This is a genomic window from Actinacidiphila sp. bgisy167 (assembly GCF_057707665.1).
This window is the reverse complement of record NZ_JBYIQP010000016.1, coordinates 40,487-64,020: the sequence shown is the minus strand read 5'-3', so window position 1 is coordinate 64,020 and position 23,534 is coordinate 40,487. Positions and strand designations below refer to the sequence as shown.

The following is a 23,534-nucleotide window of genomic DNA, read 5'->3' as shown; positions in this document are numbered from 1 at the left end:
TCCCACCCCTCCTCCGTCGCACCCCTCCTCCGTCGCACACGGCCGCGACCGCGCGTCCGGAACCCGAGCGGCCGCCCGCGGAGTGCGCCCGGCGGCCCCCGGTGGAGCACAACGCGACGCGAAATGCCGGCAAGGGTGCGACAGTGGCAGGTGAGAGCCTTCCCCGCCGCCCCCGGAGCGCCGCCATGCCCACCGCGGAAGCGTCTTCACCTCGAATAGTCACCCCCGCGCTCCCGGCCGCGGGCCCCGGCTTCGACGAGCTGCGCGCCCACGACCCCGAGCTCGCCGACATCCTCCTCGGCGAGGCCCAGCGGCAGGCGTCCTGCCTGCAGTTGATCGCGGGCGAGAACTTCACGTCCCCGGCCGTCCTGGCGGCCCTCGGGTCGCCGCTCGCCAACAAGTACGCCGAGGGCTACCCCGGCCACCGGCACCACGCCGGGTGCGAGCTGGTGGACCTGGCCGAGCGGCTGGCCGTGGAACGGGCCACACGGCTGTTCGGAGCCGCGCACGCGAACGTGCAGCCCTACTCCGGCTCCTCGGCCGTACTGGCCGCCTACGCGGCCCTCCTGGTGCCAGGGGACACCGTCCTGGCGATGTCGCTGGCGCACGGCGGCCACCTCACCCACGGGTCCGAGTCGAACTTCTCCGGCCGCTGGTTCCACATCGCCGGATACGGGGTGACGCGGAGCGAGACCTTCGAGGAGGGCGGCCTGATCGACTACGAGCAGCTGCGGGAGCTGGCGTACCGGCACCGCCCGAAGGCGATCGTCTGCGGCGGGATCGCCTACCCCCGCCACATCGACTACGCCGCGTTCCGGGAGATCGCGGACGAGGTCGGCGCCTATCTGATCGTGGACGCCGCGCACACGCTCGGCCTGGTCGCCGGGGGCGCCGCCCCCAACCCCGTGCCCTACGCGGACGTCGTGTGCGCCACCACGCACAAGACCCTGCGCGGCCCCCGCGGCGGGATGATCCTGTGCGGCGCCGGCCTGGCCCGGCGCATCGACCGGGCGGTGTTCCCCTTCTCGCAGGGGGGTCCGCACATGCACGCCGTCGCGGCGAAGGCGGTGGCGCTCGGCGAGGCGGCGCGGCCGGAGTTCGCGCTCTACGCGCACCAGGTCGTCGCCAACGCCCGCGCCCTCGCCGACGCGCTCGCCGGGCACGGGCTGCGCATCGCCACCGGCGGCACGGACACCCACCTGATCGCCGCCGACGTGTCGGCCCTCGGCGTGACCGGGATGCACGCCCGCGGGCTGTGCGCGGCCGCCGGGATCGTGCTCGACAAGTACACGCTGCCCTACGACACGGAGCCCTGCGCGGCCGGTTCGGGCATCCGCCTGGGGACCGCGTCGGTGACCACCCAGGGGATGCGCGAGGAGCAGATGCCGCAGGTCGCGGACCTGATCGTGCGGGCGCTGCGGGAGGAGCGGGGGCTGGCCGCCGAGGTCGCGGAGCTGGTCGGGGCATTCCCGCCGTACCCCGGCTGAGACGCGCCTCACAGGGGCCGGACCGCTCATCGCGGCGGGCGTGTGCAACCCTGGGGACCCGCTGTGAGTCTTCACCTGTGTTCACAGTCGCCACCCGGACGCGAATAGGGTGTGCCCGTGCGCGAGTACCTTCTGACCCTGTGCGTGGCAGCAGCCGTGACCTACCTCCTCACGGGGCCGGTGCGGAAGTTCGCCATCGCGGCAGGCGCCATGCCCGAGATCCGTGACCGTGACGTCCACCGCGAACCCACGCCACGCCTCGGCGGCATCGCCATGTTCGGCGGCCTGTGCGCGGGTCTGCTGGTGGCGGCCCACCTGACCAACCTCAAGAGCGTCTTCGAGCTCTCCAACGAGCCGCGGGCGCTGCTGTCGGGCGCCGGACTGATCTGGCTGCTGGGTGTGCTGGACGACAAGTGGGGCGTGGACGCACTGATCAAGCTGGGCGCGCAGATGATCGCGGCCGGCGTGATGGTGCTGCAGGGCCTGACCGTCCTGTGGCTGCCGATCCCGGGCAAGGGCATCGTCGCGCTCACACCGGTGCAGTCGACGCTGCTGACCGTGGCACTGGTTGTGATCACGATCAACGCGGTGAACTTCGTCGACGGACTCGACGGACTCGCGTCCGGGATGGTGTGCATCGCCGCGATCGCGTTCTTCATGTACGCGTACCGGATCTGGTACGGCTACGGCATCGAGGCCGCCGCCCCGGCGACGCTGTTCAGCGCCATCCTCATCGGGATGTGCGTGGGCTTCCTGCCGCACAACCTGCACCCCGCGCGGATCTTCATGGGCGACTCGGGCTCGATGCTGATCGGCCTGGTGCTGGCCTCCGGCGCCATCTCGATCACCGGTCAGACCGATCCGGACGCCATCACCAACCTCACCGGCTCGACCCGGGACACCACGCACTTCATGGTGCCGGTCTACATGCCGCTGCTGCTGCCGCTGACGCTCATCGCGATCCCCGCGGCCGACCTGGTGCTGGCCATCGTGCGCCGGACGTGGAACGGGCAGTCGCCGTTCGCCGCCGACCGCGGCCATCTCCACCACCGACTGCTGGACATCGGGCACTCGCACAGCCGGGCCGTGTGGATCATGTACTTCTGGTCCGCGCTGATCTCCTTCGGCGCGGTCGCCTTCTCGGTCAACTCCTCGAGCCTGTGGATCGTGCTGAGCATCGTGGTGCTGAGCGCGATGGGGCTGATCGCCCTGCTGCTGCCGCGCTTCCAGCCGCGGGCGCCGCGCTGGGCGGAGTCGTTCGTTCCGCCGCGCTACCGCCGCAACCGGGCGGAGGCCGCGCACGCGGCCCACAGCGCCGCCGCGGCCGCCATCGCCGCCGGGGAGGCGCCCGGCGTCAACGGAGCGACCGCGCTCAGTGCCCGCTCGCTGGTGGAAGCCGGCCGGGGGTCGGACCGCCGGTCGTAGCCTCGGCCGCCCGATAGCACACTCGACTCGCGGAGTCAGGTTGACGCTGCGATGATTACTCCGTCCGTGTGACAGGGCACACACGAACCGGGTAAAGGACTCATCAAATAGTTTGTGATACCGTTCACGAGAACCCGGAGTCAAGCCGAAAGACCCTAGAGCGATGGTCTTCCGGCATGAGGCATGCCCCCGCAGCCGGGCTACCCTCGTCCTCGACGATCCCTGTACCCGACCTCGCCGGAGGAGCTGCCGCCATGCAGTCCAACGACGTCCGAACGCTCCTGCTCTGCGCCGTGCCCGCGGCCGCGGCGGGGGTGGCAGCGGCCGCTGTCTCCGGTGTGCTCGCGGGCGGCAAGGGGGCGATCGGAGCGGGCTTCGGCGCGCTGGTGGTGATCGTCTTCATGGGAATCGGCCTGACGGTGCTTCAGCGCACCGCCCGCTCCTACCCCTCGCTGTTCCAGGCGATGGGCCTGATGCTCTACACCGTGCAGCTGCTGCTGCTCGCCATCGTGCTGGCCGTCTTCAAGCACACGACGCTGTTCGACACCCAGGTGTTCGCCTTCACACTGCTCGGCACGACCCTGGTGTGGATCGCGGCCCAGGCCCGTGCTCACATGAAGACCAAGATGCTGTACGTGGAGCCCGGATCCGCCGGAACTTCACCGTGAAAGGCAGGGCCGGTGCAAGCGGCGTTCCGCTCGTTTGCTATCGTCCGGTCTCAACTGCGGCAGAGCTGGCGCGGGTGGCAGTCATGCCTTCGCAACAGCCCCTCGGCCAAGCGCCCACCCGCCGCCCCCACATCCGCAAGACCAGTCCAGTGCCGTTCCGTGGCCGTGTGCCGCGCCGACACGTAGAGGTTGCCGTACCTATGCGCCACGCTGAAGGAGCTCTCGGTGAGTGATGTAACGACGCTCGCCTTCGAGACGAACTGCCACATCTTCGACGGGTGCGGCTTCCCGGCCCCCGGCCTGCACTCCTTCCTCTTCAAGCCGCTGATCGGCGACGGGGACAGCAGCGTCTACTTCAACAAGACGATGCTGCTGGCGCTGATCGGCAGCATCGTGATCGTCGGCTTCTTCTGGGCTGCCTTCGCCAAGCCGAAGATCGTCCCCGGCAAGCTGCAGATGGTCGCCGAGGCCGGCTACGACTTCGTCCGGCGCGGCATCGTCTACGAGACGATCGGCAAGCGGGACGGCGAGAAGTACGTGCCCTTCATGGTCGCGCTGTTCTTCTTCGTCTGGATCATGAACCTGTGGTCGATCGTGCCGATCGCCCAGTTCCCCGTGACGGCGATCATCAGCTACCCGGCCGCGCTCGCCGCGATCGTGTACGTCACCTGGATCTCGCTGACCTTCAAGAAGCACGGCTTCGTCGGCGGCTGGAAGAACATCACCGGCTACGACAAGTCCCTCGGCGCGGTGCTGCCGATGGTCGTCGGCCTGGAGTTCCTCTCCAACGTCATCGTGCGGCCCTTCACGCACGCCGTGCGACTGTTCGCGAACATGTTCGCCGGGCACGTCCTGCTGCTGCTGTTCACCATCGCCAGCTGGTACCTGCTCAACGGCATCGGCATCGCCTACGCCGGCGTCTCGTTCGTGATGGTCATCGTCATGACCGCCTTCGAGCTCTTCATCCAGGCCGTCCAGGCGTACGTCTTCGTGCTCCTGGCCTGCTCCTACATCCAGGGCGCGCTCGCCGAGCACCACTGAGCAGCCTGACCGCTCCGCACCCCCCGATTGTCCGGTGGCCAACCCCCACCGGTCCGTGAAAGAGAAGGAAGAACCGGCATGTCCGTTCTGCAGACCCTCGCTGCTGGTGTCGAAATCAAGGGCAACCTCGGCTCCATCGGCTACGGCCTCGCGGCCATCGGCCCCGGCGTCGGCATCGGCATCATCTTCGGCAACGGCACGCAGGCGCTCGCCCGCCAGCCCGAGGCCGCCGGCCTGATCCGTGCCAACCAGATCCTCGGCTTCGCCTTCTGTGAGGCGCTCGCCCTGATCGGTCTGGTCATGCCGTTCGTCTACCCGACCTCCTGAGTCCGGGCTGACGAGACCAACCCCTTTCGACGGAAGGCACTGATGTGAACGCCCTGGCACAGCTGGCGGCCGAGGAGGCGGAGAACCCCCTCATCCCGCCGATCCCAGAGCTCGTCATCGGTCTCATCGCCTTCGCCATCGTCTTCTTCTTCCTCGCCAAGAAGCTGCTCCCGAACATCAACAAGGTTCTGGACGAGCGCCGCGAGGCCATCGAGGGCGGCATGGAGAAGGCCGAGGCCGCACAGGCCGAGGCTCAGCGGACCCTCGAGGAGTACAAGCACTCGCTCTCCGAGGCCCGCCACGAGGCCGCGCGTCTGCGCCAGGAGGCGCAGGAGCAGGGCGCCGCGCTCATCGCCGAGATGCGCGCGGAAGGCCAGCGGCAGCGTGAGGAGATCATCGCCGCCGGTCACGCCCAGATCGAGGCCGACCGGCGGTCCGCCGCGCACGCCCTGCGCCAGGACGTCGGCAAGCTCGCCACCGACCTGGCCGGCAAGATCGTCGGCGAGTCCCTCGAGGACTCCGCCCGGCAGAGCCGCGTGATCGACCGCTTCCTCGACGAGCTCGAGGAGAAGGCCGAGGCCGCGCGATGAACGGAGCGAGCCGCGAGGCACTGGCCACCGCGCGCGAGCGTCTCGACGCGCTGGCGGACAACACGTCCGTCGACGCGGCGAAGCTCGCCGAGGAGCTGGCCGCCGTCACGGGGCTGCTCGACCGCGAGGGTTCGCTGCGCCGCGCCTTGACCGACCCGGCCCAGCCGGGTGAGGCCAAGGCGGGCCTTGCGCAGGCGGTCCTCGGCGGGCAGATCGGCGGCGAGACGTCCGACCTGGTCTCGGGCATGGTCCGCAGCCGCTGGTCGCAGCCGCGTGATCTGACCGACGCGCTGGAGGAGCTGTCCTACAGCGCCGACCTGATCGCCGCGGAGCGGGCGGGCCGCCTCGACGACGTCGAGGACGAGCTGTTCCGCTTCGGCCGGATCGTCTCCGGCAGCAGCGAGCTGCGGGCGGCGCTGACCGACCGCGCCGCGGGGTCCCGGGCCAAGGCGACCCTGCTGCACTCGCTGCTGGGCGGCCGCGCCGACCAGGTCACGGAGCGGATCGTGGTCCGTCTCGTGACCTACCCGCGAGGCCGTAGCCTTGAGGCAGGGATCGACGCCCTGTCCAAGCTGGCGGCGGCGCGCCGCAACCGCACGGTCGCGGTCGTCGTCTCGGCGGTACCGCTGGACGACCGGCAGAAGCAGCGCCTCGGCGCCGCGCTGGCCAAGATCTACGGCCGGCAGGTGCACCTGAACCTGGACGTCGACCCCGCGGTCGCGGGCGGCATCTCGGTCCGGGTCGGCGACGAGGTCATCGACGGGACCATCGCGGACCGCCTCGAAGAGGCGAGTCGGCGGATGGCCGGCTGAACCAGCCACCAACTCAAAGAGCAGTATCAGCGGCCCGAGTTGGGCCGTAGCGAATACTTCGGGCCCAACAAGGAGAGCAGGGAACCCAGATGGCGGAGCTCACGATCCGGCCGGAGGAGATCCGGGACGCGCTGGAGAACTTCGTCCAGTCGTACAAGCCGGACGCGGCCTCGCGCGAGGAGGTCGGAACGGTCAGCCTGGCCGGCGACGGTATCGCCAAGGTCGAGGGTCTGCCCTCGGTCATGGCGAACGAGCTGCTGAAGTTCGAGGACGGCACCCTCGGTCTCGCCCTCAACCTCGAGGAGCGCGAGATCGGTGCGATCGTCCTCGGCGAGTTCAGCGGCATCGAGGAGGGCCAGCCGGTGCAGCGCACCGGTGAGGTGCTCTCGGTCGCGGTCGGCGAGGGATACCTGGGTCGCGTCGTCGACCCGCTCGGCAACCCGATCGACGGCCTCGGCGAGATCGAGACCGACGGCCGCCGCGCCCTGGAGCTCCAGGCTCCCGGCGTCATGGCCCGTAAGTCCGTGCACGAGCCGATGCAGACCGGCCTCAAGGCCGTCGACGCGATGACCCCGATCGGCCGCGGTCAGCGCCAGCTGATCATCGGCGACCGCCAGACCGGCAAGACCGCCCTGGCGATCGACACGATCATCAACCAGCGCGACAACTGGCGCTCCGGCGACCCCAAGAAGCAGGTCCGCTGCATCTACGTCGCCATCGGCCAGAAGGGCTCCACCATCGCCGGCGTGCGCGCCGCGCTGGAGGAGGCCGGCGCCCTGGAGTACACCACGATCGTGGCGGCCCCGGCGTCCGACCCGGCCGGCTTCAAGTACCTCGCCCCGTACACCGGCTCGGCCATCGGCCAGCACTGGATGTACGACGGCAAGCACGTCCTGATCGTCTTCGACGACCTGTCCAAGCAGGCCGACGCCTACCGCGCCGTCTCCCTCCTGCTGCGCCGCCCGCCGGGCCGTGAGGCCTACCCGGGTGACGTCTTCTACCTGCACTCCCGCCTGCTGGAGCGCTGCGCCAAGCTCTCCGACGAGCTGGGCGCCGGCTCGATGACCGGTCTGCCGGTCGTCGAGACCAAGGCCAACGACGTCTCGGCGTTCATCCCGACCAACGTCATCTCCATCACCGACGGCCAGTGCTTCCTGGAGTCCGACCTGTTCAACGCGGGCCAGCGCCCGGCGCTGAACGTCGGTATCTCGGTCTCCCGAGTCGGTGGCTCGGCGCAGATCAAGGCCATGAAGTCGGTCGCCGGCCGCCTGCGCGTGGACCTCGCCCAGTACCGCGAGCTCGAGGCGTTCGCCGCCTTCGGTTCCGACCTCGACGCGGCCTCCAAGGCGCAGCTGGAGCGCGGCAAGCGCATGGTCGAGCTCCTCAAGCAGGGCCAGTACGCGCCGTTCCCGATCGAGGACCAGGTCGTCTCCATCTGGGCCGGCACCACCGGCAAGCTGGACGACGTTCCGGTCGAGGACATCCGCCGCTTCGAGCGCGAGCTGCTGGACTACCTGCGCCGCGAGCGCAAGGACCTGCTGCTGGGCATCGCCGAGACCGGCAAGCTCGGCGACGACACCGTCGAGGCCCTGACCGACGCGGTCGCGGACTTCAAGAAGCAGTTCGAGACCTCGGACGGCAAGCTGCTGGGTGAGGGCTGAGCATGGGCGCCCAGCTTCGGGTATACAAGCGCCGCATCAAGTCCGTCACCGCGACCAAGAAGATCACGAAGGCGATGGAGATGATCTCCGCGTCCCGGATCGTCAAGGCCCAGCGCCAGGTCGCCGCCTCGTCCCCGTACGCCGACGAGCTCACCCGCGCGGTGGCCGCGGTCGCGACCGGTTCGAACACGAACCACCCGCTGACCACGGAGGCCGAGAACGCGACCCGAGCCGCGGTGCTGCTCGTCACGAGCGACCGCGGTCTGGCCGGCGGCTACTCGTCCAACGCGATCAAGGCTGCCGACCGGCTCACCGAGCGGCTGCGCGCGGAGGGCAAGGAGGTCGTGCACTACGTCGTCGGCCGCAAGGGCGTGGCGTACTACGGCTTCCGTGAGCGCCCCGTCGCGGACTCGTGGACCGGGTTCACCGACAAGCCGACCTACGCGGACGCCAAGTCGGTCGCCGACCCGCTGATCGAGGTGGTCCTGAAGGACATCGCGGACGGCGGCGTGGATGAGCTGCACATCGTCTTCACGGAGTTCGTGTCGATGCTGACGCAGGCGCCGGTGGAGAAGCGGCTGCTGCCGCTCTCGCTCGCCGACGCCACCGGCGGCGAGGCCCGCAAGGAGGGGGAGATCCTCCCCCTGTACGACTTCGAGCCGTCGGCTGAGGGCGTCCTGGACGCGCTGCTGCCGCGGTACGTCGAGAGCCGCATCTACAACGCGCTGCTGCAGGGCGCCGCTTCCGAGCACGCCGCCCGCCGCCGCGCGATGAAGTCGGCGACCGACAACGCCGAGGAGCTCATCAGGACGCTCACGCGGCTTGCCAACCAGGCCCGCCAGGCCGAAATCACCCAGGAAATCAGCGAGATCGTCGGTGGCTCCAGCGCCCTGGCCGACGCGTCTGCGGGGAGTGACTAAATTCATGACTGCCACTGTTGAGACGACCCCTGAAGTTGGGGGTGCCACGGGCCGCGTCGCCCGGGTCATCGGCCCGGTCGTCGACGTGGAGTTCCCCGTCGACGCGATGCCGGAGATCTACAACGCCCTCACCGTCGAGGTCTCCGACCCGGCCGAGGCCGGCAAGAAGAAGACGCTGACCCTCGAGGTCGCCCAGCACCTGGGCGACGGCCTGGTCCGCGCCATCTCCATGCAGCCCACCGACGGCCTGGTCCGCCAGGCCCCGGTGACCGACACCGGCGACGGCATCACCGTCCCGGTCGGCGACTTCACCAAGGGCAAGGTGTTCAACACCCTCGGCGAGGTGCTGAACGTCCCCGAGGAGAACGCGAACGTCGGTGAGCGCTGGGCGATCCACCGCAAGGCCCCGAAGTTCGAGGACCTCGAGTCCAAGACCGAGATGTTCGAGACCGGCCTGAAGGTCGTCGACCTGCTGACCCCGTACGTCAAGGGCGGCAAGATCGGTCTGTTCGGTGGCGCCGGCGTCGGCAAGACCGTCCTCATCCAGGAAATGATCATGCGTGTGGCGAAGCTGCACGAGGGCGTTTCCGTGTTCGCCGGCGTCGGCGAGCGCACCCGTGAGGGCAACGACCTGATCCAGGAGATGGAGGAGTCCGGCGTTCTGGACAAGACCGCCCTGGTCTTCGGCCAGATGGACGAGCCCCCGGGCACCCGTCTGCGCGTGGCGCTCGCCGGTCTGACCATGGCGGAGTACTTCCGCGATGTGCAGAAGCAGGACGTGCTGTTCTTCATCGACAACATCTTCCGCTTCACCCAGGCCGGTTCCGAGGTCTCCACGCTGCTCGGCCGCATGCCCTCCGCGGTGGGTTACCAGCCGAACCTCGCGGACGAGATGGGCCTCCTCCAGGAGCGCATCACCTCGACCCGCGGTCACTCGATCACCTCGATGCAGGCGATCTACGTCCCCGCGGACGACCTGACCGACCCGGCGCCGGCGACCACCTTCGCCCACCTGGACGCGACGACCGTTCTGTCCCGTCCGATCTCGGAGAAGGGCATCTACCCGGCGGTGGACCCGCTGGACTCGACGTCCCGCATCCTGGACCCCCGCTACATCGCGGAGGACCACTACGCGTGCGCCATGCGCGTCAAGGGGATCCTGCAGAAGTACAAGGACCTCCAGGACATCATCGCGATCCTCGGTATCGACGAGCTCGGCGAGGAGGACAAGCTCACCGTCCACCGCGCCCGCCGCATCGAGCGCTTCCTGTCGCAGAACACCCACGCGGCGAAGCAGTTCACCGGCATCGACGGCTCCGACGTCCCGCTGGACGAGTCGATCGCCGCCTTCAACGCCATCGCCGACGGTAAGTACGACCACTTCCCTGAGCAGGCGTTCTTCATGTGCGGTGGCATCGAGGACCTCGAGCGCAACGCCCGCGAGCTCGGCGTCAGCTGACGCCCGTCGCCCGACGGCTCACCGTGGCAGGGGGGCGGACCCTGTGTCCGCCCCCTTGCCGCACCCCCGTTATCCTTTGTTTTATGCACCCGCCGGACGGCGGTGGGTGCCGACCCGAGGAGCCATCTTGGCTGAGCTGCACGTCGAGCTGGTCGCAGCGGACCGCAGTGTCTGGTCCGGCGAGGCCACTCTTGTCGTCGCACGCACCGAGTCCGGCGACATCGGCGTCATGCCGAACCACGAGCCGCTGCTGGGCGTTCTCCGGTCCGGTCCGGTGACGATCCGCACCAGCGAGGGCGGCACCGTCGTCGCGGCGGTGCACGGCGGCTTCGTCTCCTTCGCCGACAACAAGCTCTCGGTGCTGGCGGAGATCGCCGAGCTCGCCGAGGAGATCGACGTCCAGCGTGCGGAGCGGGCTCTGGAGCGCGCGAAGGCCGAGGCCGACGCCGCCGGTGAGCGCCGGGCCGAGGTCCGGCTGATCGCCGCGACCAGCGGGTCGCGCTGAGCAGCCGGCCCACTGGGCCATGAGCCGCGGGAGGCCCGGGAGGGTGTCCCGCGGCTGCAGTATTCCTATTCGTGACACGGAGCGAGGAGGTCGGTGGGCGTGATCCTCGCTTTTCAGGTGTGCGGAGCCCTGGTGGCCGTGGCGCTGCTGGGGCTGTTCGTCTTCGGACTGCGGCGCCGGCTCATCCAGCGGCCCGGCGGCACGTTCGACTGCAGCCTGCGGATGCCGCCCCCCGGCACCGGCGAACCCTCCGGCAAGGGCTGGGCGTACGGCGTGGCCCGCTACAGCGGTGACCGGATCGAGTGGTTCCGGGTCTTCTCCTATGCGCCCCGGCCGCGCCGGGTGCTGGAGCGCTCCGCCATCGAGGTGCTGCACCGCCGCCTCCCGCAGGGCCAGGAGGAGCTGGCGCTCCTGTCCGACGCCGTGATCCTGGTCTGCGAGCACCGCGGCACCCAGCTGGAACTCGCCATGAGCGACGACGCCCTCACCGGCTTCCTCGCATGGCTCGAGGCCGCCCCTCCCGGCCAGCGCGTCAACGTGGCCTGATCTTCCGTTTGCCCTTTGCGCTGGGTGGGGGTCCCCCCGGACGGAGTCTGGGGGAGCCTGAACGTGGCCTGATCTTCCGTTTGGCCTTCGCGCTGGGTGGCGGTCCCCCCGGACGGAGTCCGAGGAGAGCCGACGCCGCCTGAGGCCTCGCCCGCTTCCGCCGGCCCTACGGCCGGCCCATCAGACCCAACTCCTGCGCCAGTACCGCGGCCTGCACGCGGCTGCGCAGCTCCAGTTTGGCCAGCATGCGGCTGACGTGGGTCTTCGCCGTGGCCTCTGCCATCTCCAGCCGCGCCGCGATCTCCGCGTTGGACAAGCCCTGGCCCACGCAGGCCAGCACCTCCCGCTCCCGCGGCGTCAGCGTTCCCAGCGCCGCGTGATCGGAGGCGGGACGAGGCCGGGGGCGGGCGAACTCGCCGATCAGCCGGCGGGTCACGGCGGGCGCGATCATCCCCTCGCCGCGGGCCACCAGCCGGACGCCCTCGATCAGCCGGTCCGCCTCGGTGTCCTTGAGCAGGAAACCGGCGGCGCCCGCGCGCAGCGCCCCGAAGACGTACTCGTCCAGGTCGAAGGTGGTGAGGACGAGGACGTCGGCCAGCCCCTGCCCGACGATCTCCCGGGTCGCGGACACCGCGTCCATCCGCGGCATCTGCAGGTCCATGAGGATCACGTCGGGCCGCAGCTCGAGGGCGGCGCGGATCGCGGCCTCGCCGTCCGCCGCCTCGCCCACCACCTCGATGTCGGGCACCGACCTCAGGATGAGCACCAGCCCGGCCCGTACCGCGGACTGGTCCTCGGCGACCACCACCCGGATCATGCGCTCCCCTTCATGGGCAGTACCGTCGCCGATCTGCGGCACGGTGGCACGGCCGGCGCCCGGCACGGCCTCGCGGCCGCGTACATCGGCTTCTCGGCGGGCTACGGACACTCCGTGATCCGCTGGGCCGACGCCCACTTCGCGCACCGCTTCGCCGGCGGTCCCGAGCCGAGCCCGTCACCCGTGTACGGCAGGGCGCGGGCCGTGCACGAGTGGCGGCTCCTCGGCCGTACGGCGGTGTCCGCCGTGGTCGCCGTCGTCCTGCTGCAACTGGCGATCCGGCTCGCCGGCGACACGCGCCGGACCGGGGCCCTGCAGGCCTGGCAGGTGCGGATGGCCTGGATCACCGGGATCCACGCGGTCATCGCCGCGAGCTACACGCTGTGGCCCAAGCGGGAGCCGGCCGCGCGGCCGCGCGCCTGAGCGGGCGGGGTCAGCGGTTCTCGCCGGGCACCCACAGCACGTCGCCGACCTCCTTGTTGGCCGTACGGGCCAGGATGAACAGCAGGTCGGAGAGCCGGTTGAGATAGGTGGCGGTGAGGGGGTTCATCGTCTCGCCGTGTTCCCCGAGCGCGGCCCATGTGGAGCGCTCGGCGCGGCGCACCACCGTGCACGCCTGGTGGAGCAGCGCGGCGCCGGGGGTGCCGCCGGGCAGGATGAAGCTGCGCAGCTTCTCCAGTTCCTCCAGGAAGCGGTCGCAGTCAGCCTCCAGCCGGTCCACATAGGACTGCTCCACGCGCAGCGGCGGGTACGTGGGGTCCGGGACGACGGGCGTCGCGAGGTCGGCGCCGACGTCGAAGAGGTCGTTCTGGACCCGGACGAGGACGGCCGCGACCTCCTGCGGGAGCGCGCCGAGCGCCAGCGCCACGCCGATGACCGCGTTCGCCTCATTGGCGTCCGCGTAGGCCGCGATGCGGCTGTCGGTCTTGGCCGTGCGGCTCATGTCGCCGAGGGCGGTCGTGCCGTCGTCCCCGGTCCGCGTGTAGATGCGCGTCAGATTGACCATGTGTCGAGCGTAGTCAGCGCATTCTCCGGGCGCGCCCCGTGGCGGGCGCGCCGCCGGCCCGCCGCATGTCCGCCGCGGCGAGCGGTGGCGGTCTTAGCGGGGCGGTCCCGGTCAAACTGGACGCGCTGCGGCACCAACTGGGCGCCGGGGGTCTCAACTGTGCGACGAACGACACAGGGTGACCCGCCTAACTTCCTGCTGCGCTCCGCTGTGAACCGACGTTAAGGTCCCGGCAACAGCATCGAGAAGATTGGTGTGTGCCGTGGCGAAGAAGCTCGCCGTCATCGGAGCCGGCCTGATGGGCTCCGGCATCGCGCAGGTGTCCGCACAGGCGGGTTACGACGTCGTCCTGCGTGACATCACGGACGAGGCGCTGGCCCGGGGCAAGAGCGGGATCGAGGCCTCCTTCGGGAAGTTCGTCGCCAAGGGCAAGCTCAGCGCCGAGGACGCGGCTGCCGCGCTCGCCCGCATCACCACCACCACCGACCTGGACGCCGCCGCCGACGCCGACATCGTCGTCGAGGCCGCCTTCGAGAAGATCGAGGTCAAGCAGGAGATCTTCCGCGCGCTCGACAAGATCGCCAAGGCGGACGCGGTGCTCGCCTCCAACACCTCCGCCATCCCGATCACCAAGATCGCGGCGGTCACGGAGCGCCCGGAGAGCGTGGTCGGCACCCACTTCTTCTCGCCGGTGCCGCTCATGCAGCTGTGCGAACTGGTCCGCGGCTACAAGACCGGTGACGACACGCTGGCGCGCGCCAAGGCCTTCGCCGAGGAGATCGGCAAGACGACCATCGTCGTCAACCGGGACGTGGCCGGCTTCGTCACCACACGGCTGATCGCGGCGCTGGTCGTGGAGGCCGCCAAGCTCTACGAGTCGGGCGTCGCCTCGGCCGAGGACATCGACGTCGCCTGCAAGCTCGGCTTCGGCCACGCGATGGGCCCGCTGGCGACCGCCGACCTCACAGGCGTCGACATCCTGCTGCACGCCGCCGACAACATCTACACCGAGTCCCAGGACGAGAAGTTCGCCGCGCCGGAGCTCATGCGGCGCATGGTGGACGCCGGCGCGCTCGGCCGCAAGAGCGGCGAGGGCTTCTACCGCTACTGACGGGGCGTCGCTCCAGGGGCCCTGCCCTGCACGGACCGGCCCGGTCCGGCGCGGACCGTCGGCGGGCAGGGCCCCTCGGACCCCTGCTGTCACTCGCGGGGGTGAATTCGGTATCGGTTCGCTCACAGACGGCAACCTCTTCGTACGACGAACCGTCAGTTACATAGAGCCATGGCACTACCATCCATTCACTTCACGGGGAGGCGGCATGCACATCAGGGGCGATCACGCCGAGCTGGTCGTCGGGGGCCGCCTCGACGTCCGCACCGCGGCGGACGCCCGCAAGGTCCTGCACAGCGCGGTGGACGGCGGCCGCGGCGACCTCGTGCTCGACCTGACCGGACTCGACTCGTGGGACGCGACGGGCCTGGGAGTCATCATGGGGGCGCACCGCCGCTGCGGCCGGGCGGACCGGCGCCTCGTCCTGCGGGGGGTGCCCGCGCAGATGCAGCGGCTGCTGGTCGCCACGAGGCTGCACCGCATCCTGGTCATCGAGGGGGGAATCGCGGCGGAAGCGCTGCCGCGCACCTAGCCTTCGAGAGTCCCGCCCGGCCCTCGGCGGCGGGCACGGCGCCTGGCTGCGGTGCCGAATCGTCCGAGCGGCCCGCTCCGAGGACGACTCTCCGATGTGCGCTGCAACGCGTCCGGGGCGCCTTGCAGCGGAGTTCGGGAACCGCGGGCCCCGCGGGTGGCCAGCAGTCCCTGGCCGTACCGCCTGGTGAGGCCGGGGCGCGCCGCCGGGGAGGCAAGCCCGGACAGATACGGACGCAAGGGCGGCAGGGCAGCCCTGGGCTTCGCACCTACCGGGGGAAGGTTTAGGGTTCGGTTCCGGCGTGCCGCAACCCCGTACGCCGAGGAGGGGAGCCGGACCGGTCCGACGGCGCAACCGCGGTCCCGGTGGGGCCCCGCTGCGACGCACCTGGGGGCGGAGATCAATGGACCCACACGGACCCGACATGACCGGTGACGAGTACGGCGCTCGACAGGACTCCACGAGCTTCCCCGAAGCGGCGCCCTCCGGCGGCCCCGAGGACCGCACCGCGCCGATCCCGCGCGTCGGCCGGCCGGCGCGCGATCCGCTCGCCCTCGAGATCGCGGCGGGCACGGCGGACGGCGACGCGCCACGCGTCGTCGAACTCGTCGTGGGCGACTGCAGGCTGACCCTCAACTCCGTCGACGGCAGCGAGGTCAGCGCCCTCGCTCCCGGCGACCTGCCCGCGCCCGTACGGCGCACGGCCTGGGCGCGCGCCGCGCTGACCGCCGCCGGACGGCCGGCGGTGCCGCCGGGCCCCCGCGCCCCCGAGCTCCCGCTGCTGGAGCGCCAGGAGGAGCGCGAGCGCCTGGTGCGACTGCTCACCCGGGGCCGCTCGGTGCGCGTCACCGGGCCCTCCGGCGCCGGCCGCAGCGTGCTGCTCGACGCGGTCGCCGAGGCTTGCGCGGACCTCGCCCCCGACGGCGTGATCCGGCTCTCCGGCTACCGGCGGACTTCCGGCGATCTGCTGCAGGAGATGTTCGCCACCGTCTACGACGCCGAGGACTACCGACCCGACCGCCGCCGTCTGCTGGAGCTGCTGCGCGACGTCGGCGCTGTCGTCGTCCTGGACGACCTGGAGTTCGGCGGCGCCGCTCTGGAGGAACTGCTCGCTGCGGCGCCCGAGTGCGCCTTCCTGATGTCGGCCACGCCCGACGTGCCGGCCCCGGCCGCCGACTCCGCGGTCGAGGAGGTCTTCCTGCCGGGACTGACCCGGGTCGCCTGCCTGGAGTTGCTGGAACTCGCCGTCGGCCGCCCGCCGACGGAGGAGGAGACGGCCTGGGCGGCCGACCTGTGGTTCGAGTCGGAGGGCCTGCCGCTGCGCTTCGTCCAGGCCGGTGCGCTGCTGCGGCAGCGCGACGCCCTCGGCGCGGAGTTGTCTGCGGCCGACGAGTCGGTGTGGGGCGACGCGGAAGCCGTGGACGGGTTCGCCGCCGGCGCTTCCTCCGACGACGCCGGGCCGGGCGCGTCGGCCGCGCATCTGCCGCTGCCCTCACTCGCCGAGAGCGCCGCCCCCGCCGCCTTGCTCGCCTCCCGCCTCGGCGCCTCCGCCCAGGAGGCACTGCGCTTCGCCGTGGCCCTGGGCGGCGAGTTGCCGCACCAGGCGCACCTGCCGGCGCTCGTCGGCGACACTCGCGGCGACTCCGCTCTCGGCGAGATCGTGGCCGTCGGACTCGCCGCTCCGGTCGCCGGGCACCACCGCCTCGCGGCGGGCGTGGCCCGGCAACTGGCCCTCGCGGACGGACTGGCCGCCGAGGCCGCCGCCGAGGGTTCCCCGCAGGCGCTGGCCGCCGCCCAGCACTACGCCTGGTGGGCCGGGCACCCCTCGGTGACCCCGCGACGCGTCGCCGCCGAGGCGGAGGCGATCCTGGCCGCCCTGGGGGCCGCCCGCGACGGCGGGCACACCAGCGCCGCGGTGCTCCTGGCCCGTACGGTCGCGCCGGTCCTCGCCGCCGCCATGCACTGGAGCGCGTGGGAACGCGCGCTGCGCCTCGGCCAGGAGGCCGCCCGGCACGCCGGGGAGGTGGCGGAGGAGGCGTACTTCCTCCACGAACTCGGCGTGCTGGCGCTGTGCCAGGGGAATCTGGACCGCGCCCGCAGCGAACTGGAGGCCTCCATAGCCCTGCGCGGCGCCCTCGCGGACCGCCAGGGCAGCACGGTGGGGCGCCGCACCCTCGCGCTCGCCGTGGACCGGGAGGGCGGTCTCATAGCCGGCTCGGGAGCCGGGGGCGCCGGGGCCGCGGCGGCGGGCGTCGACCTGTCCGAGGCGCCTACGACGATCATCGCCAAGAGCCTGCCCGGGGCGGTCGCCTCCCCGAGCCGGGTCGCCCTCACCGGCTCCCGGCGCCGCAATCTCGTCGCCGCGGGCGCGGGCACCCTCCTGGCGGCCGTGCTCGGCACCGTCGTGGCCCTCGGCACGACGGCCTCCGGCGGCGGCCAGAACACCCCGATGAACGTGAAGCCGGTCGAGTCCGCCCAGGAGGACGACCCGGACGAGGGTCTCCCGTCCGAGGAGACACCGAGCGCCGGCTCCGGCAGGCGGACCGAACCCCCCGCGAGCGGAAGCGGCACCGCGACGCCTGGCGCACCGTCCGGTGGAACCACCCCCGGCGACACCACGCGTCCCGGCGGCGCGGGATCGGTGTCCGGCGGCGCCACCGCCGGCACAGGCGACGGCGGCACAGGCGACGGCGGCACAGGCGACGGCGGCACAGGCGACGGCGGCAGCGGCACAGGGGGCGGTTCGTCGACCGGCGGCACGGGAGGCGGTTCGTCGACCGGCGGCTCCGGCGCAGGCTCCTCGACCGGCGGTTCCGGCGGTGGTTCGCACGGCGGGTCGGGCGGCACGTCGGGCGGCACCACCGGCGGGGGAGGCACCACCTCCGGCGGCGACTCCGGGGGGACGGGCACCCCGACCGGCGGCGGCACGTCCGGATCACCGACGACCACTCCGAGCGACCCGACCAGCCCCCCGCCCACCACGGGCGAGCCCGGTGGCGACGGCGGCGCGGAGGACGGAGGTACGACCGAGGGCGGCGCGGACGGCGGCGGCACCACCGGAGCGAGTGCTCCCGTGAGTTCCGCCACCGGCACCGAGCTGCCCGGCGGCACCACCGGCACGATCGCGTGAGCGCGCCAGGCCCGGCATGGCCGGCACCGCGCCGGCCACCGGGCCGCGCCGTACACCCTCGGGTCGTTCTCGGCCCGCCGAGCACGACCGGCCGGTGATCCTCGGGAAGGCCACAGCCGACTCCGCCGGCTGTCTCACCGTGGGCATGCCCAGCGGGTTCCAGCTCGCCGGCCGGCGCAGGTGCTCGGGCGGTGCAGGAGCTGAAGCCCGCGTCGGCCGCGCCGTGTTGTCCCCGCCGCCGGTCCCCTGGAGTCGTCCGAGGAGCCGCCGGGGGACTGGCCGGGGCGGCCACGCCGTCACCGCCCGCGCGGATCACGGGAGCGCCGGCCCTGGCCGCAGCGGTGGTCGGCGTCGCGGTGCGCCTGCCGGAGCACGGCGCGTCGAAGGCTCCTTCAGAAGAGGCGGAGCTTGTCGTCCTCGATGCCGCGCAGCGCGTCGTAGTCGAGGACGACGCAGTCGATGCCGCGGTCCGTGGCGAGGACCCGCGCCTGCGGCTTGATCTCCTGTGCCGCGAAAACACCCTTCACGGGTGCCAGCAAGGGGTCGCGGTTGAGGAGTTCGAGATAGCGGGTGAGCTGCTCGACGCCGTCGATCTCGCCGCGGCGCTTGATCTCGACCGCGACGGTCGCGCCGGACGCGTCCCGGCACAGGATGTCCACTGGGCCGATGGCGGTCGGGTACTCGCGGCGGACGAGACTCCAGCCCTCGCCGAGCACCTCCATGCGGTCGGCCAGCAGCTCCTGCAGGTGGGCCTCGACACCGTCCTTGATCAGCCCGGGGTCGACACCGAGCTCGTGCGTGGAGTCGTGCAGCACGTCCTCGATGGTGATGATCAGCTGCTCGCCGGCCTTGTTGGTGACCGTCCAGACCCCGTCCTCGCTCTCCTTGAGCGTGCAGGGGGGCGACATCCAGTTCAGCGGCTTGTAGGCACGGTCGTCGGCATGGACGGAGACACTGCCGTCGGCCTTGACCAGGAGCAGCCTGGTCGCCGACGGCAGATGGGCGGAGAGCCGGCCCGCGTAGTCCACGGAGCAGCGGGCGATGACGAGACGCATGGTCGGCTACGTTACTCGCTACCGGGCGCGGTCGGAAAATGGCCTGTAGTGAGTGCTCCCGCCTAGTGCCACGGGACCTCTCCGCCTACGGTTGTGCCTGGAGGCCGTCATGCGGGAGAACGCCGGGCGGCTTCTGCCCGTAGTCCGTCTGACTCCTCGGACAGGGGGGTCACGAGAGGAGTACTCATGTCGCTCGACGTCTCACCGGCCCTCCTCGAACAGGCCGAGCGAGGCGAGGTCGACGAACGGGAGTTCGTCGACTGCGTCCGGACCTCCCTGCCTTACGCATGGGACATGATCAGCTCTCTGGCGGCACAACTCAAGGTGGACGGCGGTCCGTTCGCCGACAACCAGGTGCCCCCGCCGGACGAGAACGCGCGTGGCCAGCTGCTCCGCGCCCTGGCGAGTGACGCGATACGGGGGGCCCTGCAGCGCCACTTCGGGGTCCGGCTGGCGTTCCAGAACTGCCACCGGGTCGCGGTGTTCCCGCTGGACCCGGCGGTCGACGAGCGGTACGCCACCTTCACCTCCGTCCGCGCGCAGCTGCTGAACCAGTCCCCGGAACTCCGGGACTGCTGAACCGGGCGCGGTGCTCCCGCCATTGGTCGCAATAGGTCGCACCACTGCTCTTTGAGGTTTCAATCAGGCCAATTGCGGGAGCACTTCACCGCCGAGCCGTGCCACGTTCTCCTCGGTGGCGGCGAGATCACCGGAGCCCTCCACGAGGAGGGCGAAGCGGCGGATGCCCGTCCGCTCGGCGGTGGCGGTGAGACGGTCGGCGCACAGCGCCGGCGGGCCCACGGGGTGGAGCCCGCAGAGGAGTTCGGTGTAGGCGAGGGGGTCGCGCATCGTCCGCGGCCGGCCGTCGACCGTACGGTGTGCGGCCAGGCCCTGCTGGAGCCAGCCGGGCATCGCCTTGGTGAGGGTCTCCACGGCGTCCGCGCGGCGGTCCGCGATCTGTACGACGCCCGCGGAGACGTGTTCCGCCGCGGCCACCGATTCGGGTGAAAGCCCTGCGTCGCGGGCCTCCGCCTGCCACATTGCGACCATGGCGGCTTTGTCCTCGTCCCCGCAGTGCATGCCCAGCAGCATGGGCAGACCCCTGCGCGCCGCGAGACGGACGCTGCCCGGCGAGGTGCAGGCGACGACGACCGGCGGACCACCGGGCGCCTCGAACGCGTCGGGACGCGGGACGACCTCGACCTCTCGGAAGGCGAATCGTTCCCCCGAGGCCCCCACCCGGGGCTCGCGCAGCCACCGCAGCAGCAGATCCAGCGACTCGGGGAAGCCGCTCTCGAAAGCGGCGAGTCCGGCGCCGAAGACCTCCAGATCCACCCAGGGGCCGCCGCGGCCCACGCCCAGCGTGAACCGGCCGCCCGAGGTGATGTGCAGCAGCGCCGCCTGCTCGCCGACCGCCACCGGGTGCGCGGTCGGCAGGACGCTCACGGCCGTGCCGACCCCGATCCGGCGCGTCCTGCCCAGCAGCAGCGCGGCGAGCGTCACGGCCGACGGGCACACGCCGTACGGCACGAAGTGGTGCTCCGCCAGCCACACGGTGTCCAGCCCCGCCCGCTCCGCCGCCTCGGCCGACCGCACCGCGCGGTGCAGCGCCTCCTCCGGTCCCTGCCCAGGGAACTGGGCGGCGAGGACGAAAGTACCGACACGCATCGTGCTTCACACCTTCCTCGGTGGCCGACACGGCTCCCCTAGCGGCATTAACGTCTGACACGTGCCAAAGGCACGGCACGGCCACCTCGATTTCATGATTTTTCAGGCGGCGGCCGGATGGGAGGGTTGCCCGACCGGGTATTCGGCGCGGCGGACGGTGCGCGTAGGCTGGGTGGCGGCCGAGTCCCCCGACCGCGTGAGGTGTGTGCCCGTGTCCCCGCGCCGAAACCGCCCGCGAGGCGCCGCCGGCCGACCCGAGGAGCGACCCGAGGCCGGACCGGCCCGGGGCCCGGAGCGCGTGGAGACCTGGCAGGGCCAGCAGTGGACGGTCCGCCAGCTGTCCGGGAGCACGGGCGGCAAGTTCTACCGCTGCCCCGGCTGCGACCAGGAGATCCCGCCGGGGGTCGGCCACTTGGTGGCCTGGCCGGAGTACGGCGGCGTGGAGGACCGGCGCCACTGGCACACCGCCTGCTGGAACGCGAGGGACCGCCGGGGCGCACGACTCCAGCGGTCCCGCAACGCCCCCCGGTACTGAGCGGGGGGCAGGAGGCCCGGTGTCCGGGCCGGGTCAGACGTCGCGCTTGGCGAGCGCCGCGTAGGCCGCGCCCAGGGCGGCGGCCGTGACGATCGCCAGGAGCACCAACTGGCGCACGCCGTCGGCGTCGCCGTCGCCCAGCATCGGCATCTGGTGGAGCGACGCGATGGCGTTGGGGGAGGAGTACTCGATCAGTTTCTCCTGCACCGTCCGGAGGTTCTCCGACTGCATGAAGATCGCGATGATCAGCGGCAGCAGGACCAGGCCCATCATCGTGGTGATCGCGCCCGCGGAGTGCCGCAGCAGCGCGCCCACGGCCAGGGAGAGCAGACCGAGCAGGGCCACGTACAGGCCGACGCCGACGGTGGCGCCGAGCCACTGGCCGCCCTCGGCGGCGCTGAGGCCGTCCTCGACGACGAGCCGCGCGCTCACGAAGTCCGGTTCCCCCACCGGCTTGCCGCCGAAGGCGGCGTCGTTCATCAGCGCGGTGAGCGCGCAGGCCACGGTGGTGACGGTGAACGTCAGCGCGAAGAAGACGATCGCCTTCGCGGTGAGCACCCGGCCGCGCCGGGGGCACACGGTGAGGGTCGTGCGGATCATGCCCGTGCCGTACTCCGAGCTGATCACCAGCACCCCGAGCGTCATGACGCAGAGCTGGCCGAGGAGCACCCCGAACAGGCCGAAGGCGAGCACCGGTTCGGTGACGCGCTCGGGCGAGGACAGGCCGACGACGAGCAGGTTGATGCCGAGGATCAGCACCAGCATGACGCCGAGCGTCCAGAGGGTGGAGCGCACCGTACGGATCTTGGTCCACTCGGACTTCAGCGCGTGGCCGAGGTGGGTGCCGGCCGTCGGGAGGGTGGAGGAGAACTGCGGGGCCGGGAGGGGGACGGGGGCGGTCATCGGGCGTCCTCGGCGGGCTGGGTCGGCTGGGTCGGCTGCGCGCCGGGCGGGGCGGACGGCGCGGCCGGCGGCGGGGGAAAGGCCGGCGCGGCCGGCGGCACGGGCCGGGCGGGGGGAGCCGGCAGCTGCGCGTAGGGGGTGAAGGACGCCGCGGCCGGCGCCGCCCCGGGGCCCGGCTGCACCGGCGGGGCGTACGGCTGCTGCGGATACCCGTGGCCGTGCCCGTACGGCGACTGCTGCGGATACCCGTGCCCGTACGGCGACTGCTGCGGGACGGGATGCGGCCACGGTCCCTGCGGCGGCGCGCCCCACCCGCCCGGCGCAGGCGCGGTGGCGGGCTGCCGCAGGCCCTGCCGCGGGTCGGCCGAGGAGCGGTAGTCCACCGCGCCGTTGGTCAGGCGCATGTAGGCCTCCTCGAGCGAGGCCTGGTGCGGGGAGAGCTCCCACAGCCGTACCCCGGCCTCGTGGGCGAGGTCGCTGATCCGCGGCAGCTCCAGACCGGTCACGCGCAGGGCGCCGTCCTGCTCCTGCTGCACCTGCGCGCCCGCTTCGGTGAGCGCCTTCGTCAGCTTCTCGCGGTCCGCGGCGACCTCCGGGGTGCGCACCATCGCGAAGCCGGCGGAGTGGTGGGCGATGAAGTCCTTGACGCTCATGTCGGCCAGCAGCTGCCCGCGGCCGATCACGATCAGGTGGTCGGCGGTCAGCGCCATCTCGCTCATCAGGTGCGAGGAGACGAAGACGGTACGGCCCTCCGCGGCCAGTCCGCGCATCAGATGCCGTACCCAGTGGATGCCCTCCGGGTCCAGTCCGTTGACCGGCTCGTCGAACAGCAGCACCTCGGGGTCGCCCAGCAGCGCCGCCGCGATGCCGAGGCGCTGCCCCATGCCGAGCGAGAAGCCCCGCGAGCGCCGGTGCGCGACCTCCCGCAGGCCCACCGCCGCCAGCACCTCGTCCACCCGGCGGTCCGGTATCCCGGACAGCTGCGCCAGGCACAGCAGGTGCTGGCGCGCGCTGCGTCCGCCGTGCACGGCCTTGGCGTCCAGCAGCGCACCCACCCGGCGGGCGGCGTTGGGCAGGTGCCGGTACGGCAGCCCGCCGACGGTCACCCGCCCCGCCGTCGGGGTGTCCAGGCCCAGGATCATCCGCATCGTGGTCGACTTGCCGGAGCCGTTGGGCCCCAGGAAGCCGGTCACGGCGCCGGGCCGCACCTGGAAGGACAGGTTGGCGACGGCGGTCTTGCTGCCGTAGGTCTTGGTGAGGCCGCTTGCCTCGATCATGCTTCGCCCCCCAGGCGGACGGTCCGCGTCGCCCCCGAGAGGTGAGGAGGCCCGCAGGG

The 23,534-nt window shown here is 71.9% G+C and carries 24 protein-coding genes; 18 read left to right on the top strand and 6 right to left on the bottom strand.

Going from position 1 to position 23,534, the window contains the following annotated elements:
- Nucleotides 1-185: 185 nt before the first annotated feature.
- The 12 genes from AC3ET4_RS09140 to AC3ET4_RS09085 all read left to right on the top strand — a co-directional run bounded on the left by AC3ET4_RS09140 (nt 186) and on the right by AC3ET4_RS09085 (nt 11,441).
- On the top strand, nt 186-1,487 hold the full coding sequence (locus AC3ET4_RS09140; protein ID WP_431947853.1) for a serine hydroxymethyltransferase: 1,302 nt from the start codon (nt 186-188) through the stop codon (nt 1,485-1,487).
- 117 nt (nt 1,488-1,604) lie between these two features.
- Entirely contained in the window at nt 1,605-2,912 is a 1,308-nt protein-coding gene (locus tag AC3ET4_RS09135; protein WP_431947851.1) for an MraY family glycosyltransferase, read from the top strand.
- A 254-nt stretch (nt 2,913-3,166) separates the two neighbouring features.
- Entirely contained in the window at nt 3,167-3,580 is a 414-nt protein-coding gene (locus tag AC3ET4_RS09130) for a Cg1360 family ATP-synthase-associated protein (RefSeq protein ID WP_431947849.1), read from the top strand.
- A gap of 210 nt (nt 3,581-3,790) precedes the next feature.
- The gene (gene atpB, locus AC3ET4_RS09125) at nt 3,791-4,621 is read left to right on the top strand and encodes a F0F1 ATP synthase subunit A (RefSeq protein ID WP_431947920.1); all 831 of its coding nucleotides are present in this window, start codon (nt 3,791-3,793) and stop codon (nt 4,619-4,621) included.
- Between the two features lie 78 nt (nt 4,622-4,699).
- Entirely contained in the window at nt 4,700-4,948 is a 249-nt protein-coding gene (atpE, locus tag AC3ET4_RS09120) for an ATP synthase F0 subunit C (RefSeq protein WP_361800962.1), read from the top strand.
- 44 nt (nt 4,949-4,992) lie between these two features.
- A complete protein-coding gene (locus AC3ET4_RS09115; protein ID WP_431947846.1) occupies nt 4,993-5,538 on the top strand; it encodes a F0F1 ATP synthase subunit B in 546 nt (181 codons plus the stop codon).
- Nucleotides 5,535-6,350 (top strand): F0F1 ATP synthase subunit delta, encoded by an 816-nt coding sequence (locus AC3ET4_RS09110; RefSeq protein WP_431947844.1) that lies wholly within the window; start codon nt 5,535-5,537, stop codon nt 6,348-6,350. The genes AC3ET4_RS09115 and AC3ET4_RS09110 overlap by 4 nt, the downstream gene beginning before the upstream one ends.
- An 89-nt stretch (nt 6,351-6,439) precedes the next feature.
- Entirely contained in the window at nt 6,440-8,011 is a 1,572-nt protein-coding gene (atpA, locus tag AC3ET4_RS09105; RefSeq protein WP_431947842.1) for a F0F1 ATP synthase subunit alpha, read from the top strand.
- A gap of 2 nt (nt 8,012-8,013) precedes the next feature.
- Nucleotides 8,014-8,931, top strand: coding sequence for a F0F1 ATP synthase subunit gamma (locus tag AC3ET4_RS09100; protein ID WP_431947840.1), 918 nt, complete (start codon nt 8,014-8,016; stop codon nt 8,929-8,931).
- 4 nt (nt 8,932-8,935) lie between these two features.
- Nucleotides 8,936-10,390 (top strand): F0F1 ATP synthase subunit beta, encoded by a 1,455-nt coding sequence (gene atpD, locus AC3ET4_RS09095; protein ID WP_431947838.1) that lies wholly within the window; start codon nt 8,936-8,938, stop codon nt 10,388-10,390.
- A gap of 124 nt (nt 10,391-10,514) precedes the next feature.
- Entirely contained in the window at nt 10,515-10,895 is a 381-nt protein-coding gene (locus tag AC3ET4_RS09090; RefSeq protein ID WP_431947918.1) for a F0F1 ATP synthase subunit epsilon, read from the top strand.
- A gap of 99 nt (nt 10,896-10,994) precedes the next feature.
- Nucleotides 10,995-11,441 (top strand): DUF2550 domain-containing protein, encoded by a 447-nt coding sequence (locus AC3ET4_RS09085; RefSeq protein ID WP_431947836.1) that lies wholly within the window; start codon nt 10,995-10,997, stop codon nt 11,439-11,441.
- A gap of 166 nt (nt 11,442-11,607) precedes the next feature.
- Here the strand turns inward: AC3ET4_RS09085 and AC3ET4_RS09080 are convergent, their stop codons facing one another.
- Complete coding sequence (locus AC3ET4_RS09080; protein WP_431947835.1) at nt 11,608-12,258, bottom strand: response regulator; 651 nt, start codon at nt 12,256-12,258, stop codon at nt 11,608-11,610.
- Nucleotides 12,259-12,270: 12 nt separating this feature from the next.
- Between AC3ET4_RS09080 and AC3ET4_RS09075 the strand changes: the two genes are divergently transcribed.
- Entirely contained in the window at nt 12,271-12,681 is a 411-nt protein-coding gene (locus AC3ET4_RS09075) for a hypothetical protein (protein ID WP_431947833.1), read from the top strand.
- Between the two features lie 10 nt (nt 12,682-12,691).
- Here AC3ET4_RS09075 and AC3ET4_RS09070 read toward each other — a convergent pair whose 3' ends face one another.
- Nucleotides 12,692-13,264 carry a cob(I)yrinic acid a,c-diamide adenosyltransferase gene (locus AC3ET4_RS09070; protein WP_431947831.1) on the bottom strand — a complete coding sequence of 191 codons (573 nt, stop codon included), beginning with the start codon at nt 13,262-13,264 and terminating at the stop codon, nt 12,692-12,694.
- Between the two features lie 262 nt (nt 13,265-13,526).
- On the opposite strand from AC3ET4_RS09070, the gene AC3ET4_RS09065 reads away from it, so the two are divergent.
- From AC3ET4_RS09065 to AC3ET4_RS09055, 3 genes are all read left to right on the top strand, one after another.
- Nucleotides 13,527-14,375 (top strand): 3-hydroxyacyl-CoA dehydrogenase family protein, encoded by an 849-nt coding sequence (locus AC3ET4_RS09065; protein ID WP_431947829.1) that lies wholly within the window; start codon nt 13,527-13,529, stop codon nt 14,373-14,375.
- A 208-nt stretch (nt 14,376-14,583) separates the two neighbouring features.
- A complete protein-coding gene (locus AC3ET4_RS09060) occupies nt 14,584-14,907 on the top strand; it encodes an STAS domain-containing protein (protein ID WP_431947828.1) in 324 nt (107 codons plus the stop codon).
- Nucleotides 14,908-15,331: 424 nt separating this feature from the next.
- On the top strand, nt 15,332-18,037 hold the full coding sequence (locus tag AC3ET4_RS09055) for an ATP-binding protein (RefSeq protein ID WP_431947826.1): 2,706 nt from the start codon (nt 15,332-15,334) through the stop codon (nt 18,035-18,037).
- A 392-nt stretch (nt 18,038-18,429) separates the two neighbouring features.
- Here the strand turns inward: AC3ET4_RS09055 and nucS are convergent, their stop codons facing one another.
- The gene (gene nucS, locus AC3ET4_RS09050; protein WP_431947824.1) at nt 18,430-19,092 is read right to left on the bottom strand and encodes an endonuclease NucS; all 663 of its coding nucleotides are present in this window, start codon (nt 19,090-19,092) and stop codon (nt 18,430-18,432) included.
- 186 nt (nt 19,093-19,278) lie between these two features.
- On the opposite strand from nucS, the gene AC3ET4_RS09045 reads away from it, so the two are divergent.
- Nucleotides 19,279-19,671: an SCO5389 family protein gene (locus AC3ET4_RS09045; RefSeq protein ID WP_431947823.1), complete on the top strand. Its 393-nt coding sequence runs from the start codon at nt 19,279-19,281 to the stop codon at nt 19,669-19,671.
- Between the two features lie 63 nt (nt 19,672-19,734).
- Here AC3ET4_RS09045 and AC3ET4_RS09040 read toward each other — a convergent pair whose 3' ends face one another.
- Entirely contained in the window at nt 19,735-20,760 is a 1,026-nt protein-coding gene (locus AC3ET4_RS09040) for an LLM class flavin-dependent oxidoreductase (protein WP_431947821.1), read from the bottom strand.
- Nucleotides 20,761-20,971: 211 nt separating this feature from the next.
- On the opposite strand from AC3ET4_RS09040, the gene AC3ET4_RS09035 reads away from it, so the two are divergent.
- Nucleotides 20,972-21,295 carry an ATP/GTP-binding protein gene (locus AC3ET4_RS09035; protein WP_431947819.1) on the top strand — a complete coding sequence of 108 codons (324 nt, stop codon included), beginning with the start codon at nt 20,972-20,974 and terminating at the stop codon, nt 21,293-21,295.
- A gap of 33 nt (nt 21,296-21,328) precedes the next feature.
- On the opposite strand, the gene AC3ET4_RS09030 is transcribed toward AC3ET4_RS09035, so the two are convergent.
- Nucleotides 21,329-22,198, bottom strand: a complete 870-nt coding sequence (locus tag AC3ET4_RS09030; RefSeq protein ID WP_431947817.1) for an ABC transporter permease subunit — start codon at nt 22,196-22,198, stop codon at nt 21,329-21,331.
- Entirely contained in the window at nt 22,195-23,475 is a 1,281-nt protein-coding gene (locus AC3ET4_RS09025; RefSeq protein ID WP_431947815.1) for an ABC transporter ATP-binding protein, read from the bottom strand. The genes AC3ET4_RS09030 and AC3ET4_RS09025 overlap by 4 nt, the downstream gene beginning before the upstream one ends.
- Nucleotides 23,476-23,534 lie beyond the last annotated feature (59 nt).

Coding starts and splice junctions, on each gene's coding strand:
- AC3ET4_RS09140 (WP_431947853.1), top strand. CDS start 186: ATGCCCACCGCGGAAGCGTCTTCACCTCGAATAGTCACCCCCGCGCTC.
- AC3ET4_RS09130 (WP_431947849.1), top strand. CDS start 3,167: ATGCAGTCCAACGACGTCCGAACGCTCCTGCTCTGCGCCGTGCCCGCG.
- atpE (WP_361800962.1), top strand. CDS start 4,700: ATGTCCGTTCTGCAGACCCTCGCTGCTGGTGTCGAAATCAAGGGCAAC.
- AC3ET4_RS09110 (WP_431947844.1), top strand. CDS start 5,535: ATGAACGGAGCGAGCCGCGAGGCACTGGCCACCGCGCGCGAGCGTCTC.
- atpA (WP_431947842.1), top strand. CDS start 6,440: ATGGCGGAGCTCACGATCCGGCCGGAGGAGATCCGGGACGCGCTGGAG.
- AC3ET4_RS09100 (WP_431947840.1), top strand. CDS start 8,014: ATGGGCGCCCAGCTTCGGGTATACAAGCGCCGCATCAAGTCCGTCACC.
- atpD (WP_431947838.1), top strand. CDS start 8,936: ATGACTGCCACTGTTGAGACGACCCCTGAAGTTGGGGGTGCCACGGGC.
- AC3ET4_RS09080 (WP_431947835.1), bottom strand. CDS start 12,258: ATGATCCGGGTGGTGGTCGCCGAGGACCAGTCCGCGGTACGGGCCGGG.
- AC3ET4_RS09075 (WP_431947833.1), top strand. CDS start 12,271: ATGGGCAGTACCGTCGCCGATCTGCGGCACGGTGGCACGGCCGGCGCC.
- AC3ET4_RS09070 (WP_431947831.1), bottom strand. CDS start 13,264: ATGGTCAATCTGACGCGCATCTACACGCGGACCGGGGACGACGGCACG.
- AC3ET4_RS09060 (WP_431947828.1), top strand. CDS start 14,584: ATGCACATCAGGGGCGATCACGCCGAGCTGGTCGTCGGGGGCCGCCTC.
- AC3ET4_RS09055 (WP_431947826.1), top strand. CDS start 15,332: ATGACCGGTGACGAGTACGGCGCTCGACAGGACTCCACGAGCTTCCCC.
- nucS (WP_431947824.1), bottom strand. CDS start 19,092: ATGCGTCTCGTCATCGCCCGCTGCTCCGTGGACTACGCGGGCCGGCTC.
- AC3ET4_RS09045 (WP_431947823.1), top strand. CDS start 19,279: ATGTCGCTCGACGTCTCACCGGCCCTCCTCGAACAGGCCGAGCGAGGC.
- AC3ET4_RS09040 (WP_431947821.1), bottom strand. CDS start 20,760: ATGCGTGTCGGTACTTTCGTCCTCGCCGCCCAGTTCCCTGGGCAGGGA.
- AC3ET4_RS09030 (WP_431947817.1), bottom strand. CDS start 22,198: ATGACCGCCCCCGTCCCCCTCCCGGCCCCGCAGTTCTCCTCCACCCTC.
- AC3ET4_RS09025 (WP_431947815.1), bottom strand. CDS start 23,475: ATGATCGAGGCAAGCGGCCTCACCAAGACCTACGGCAGCAAGACCGCC.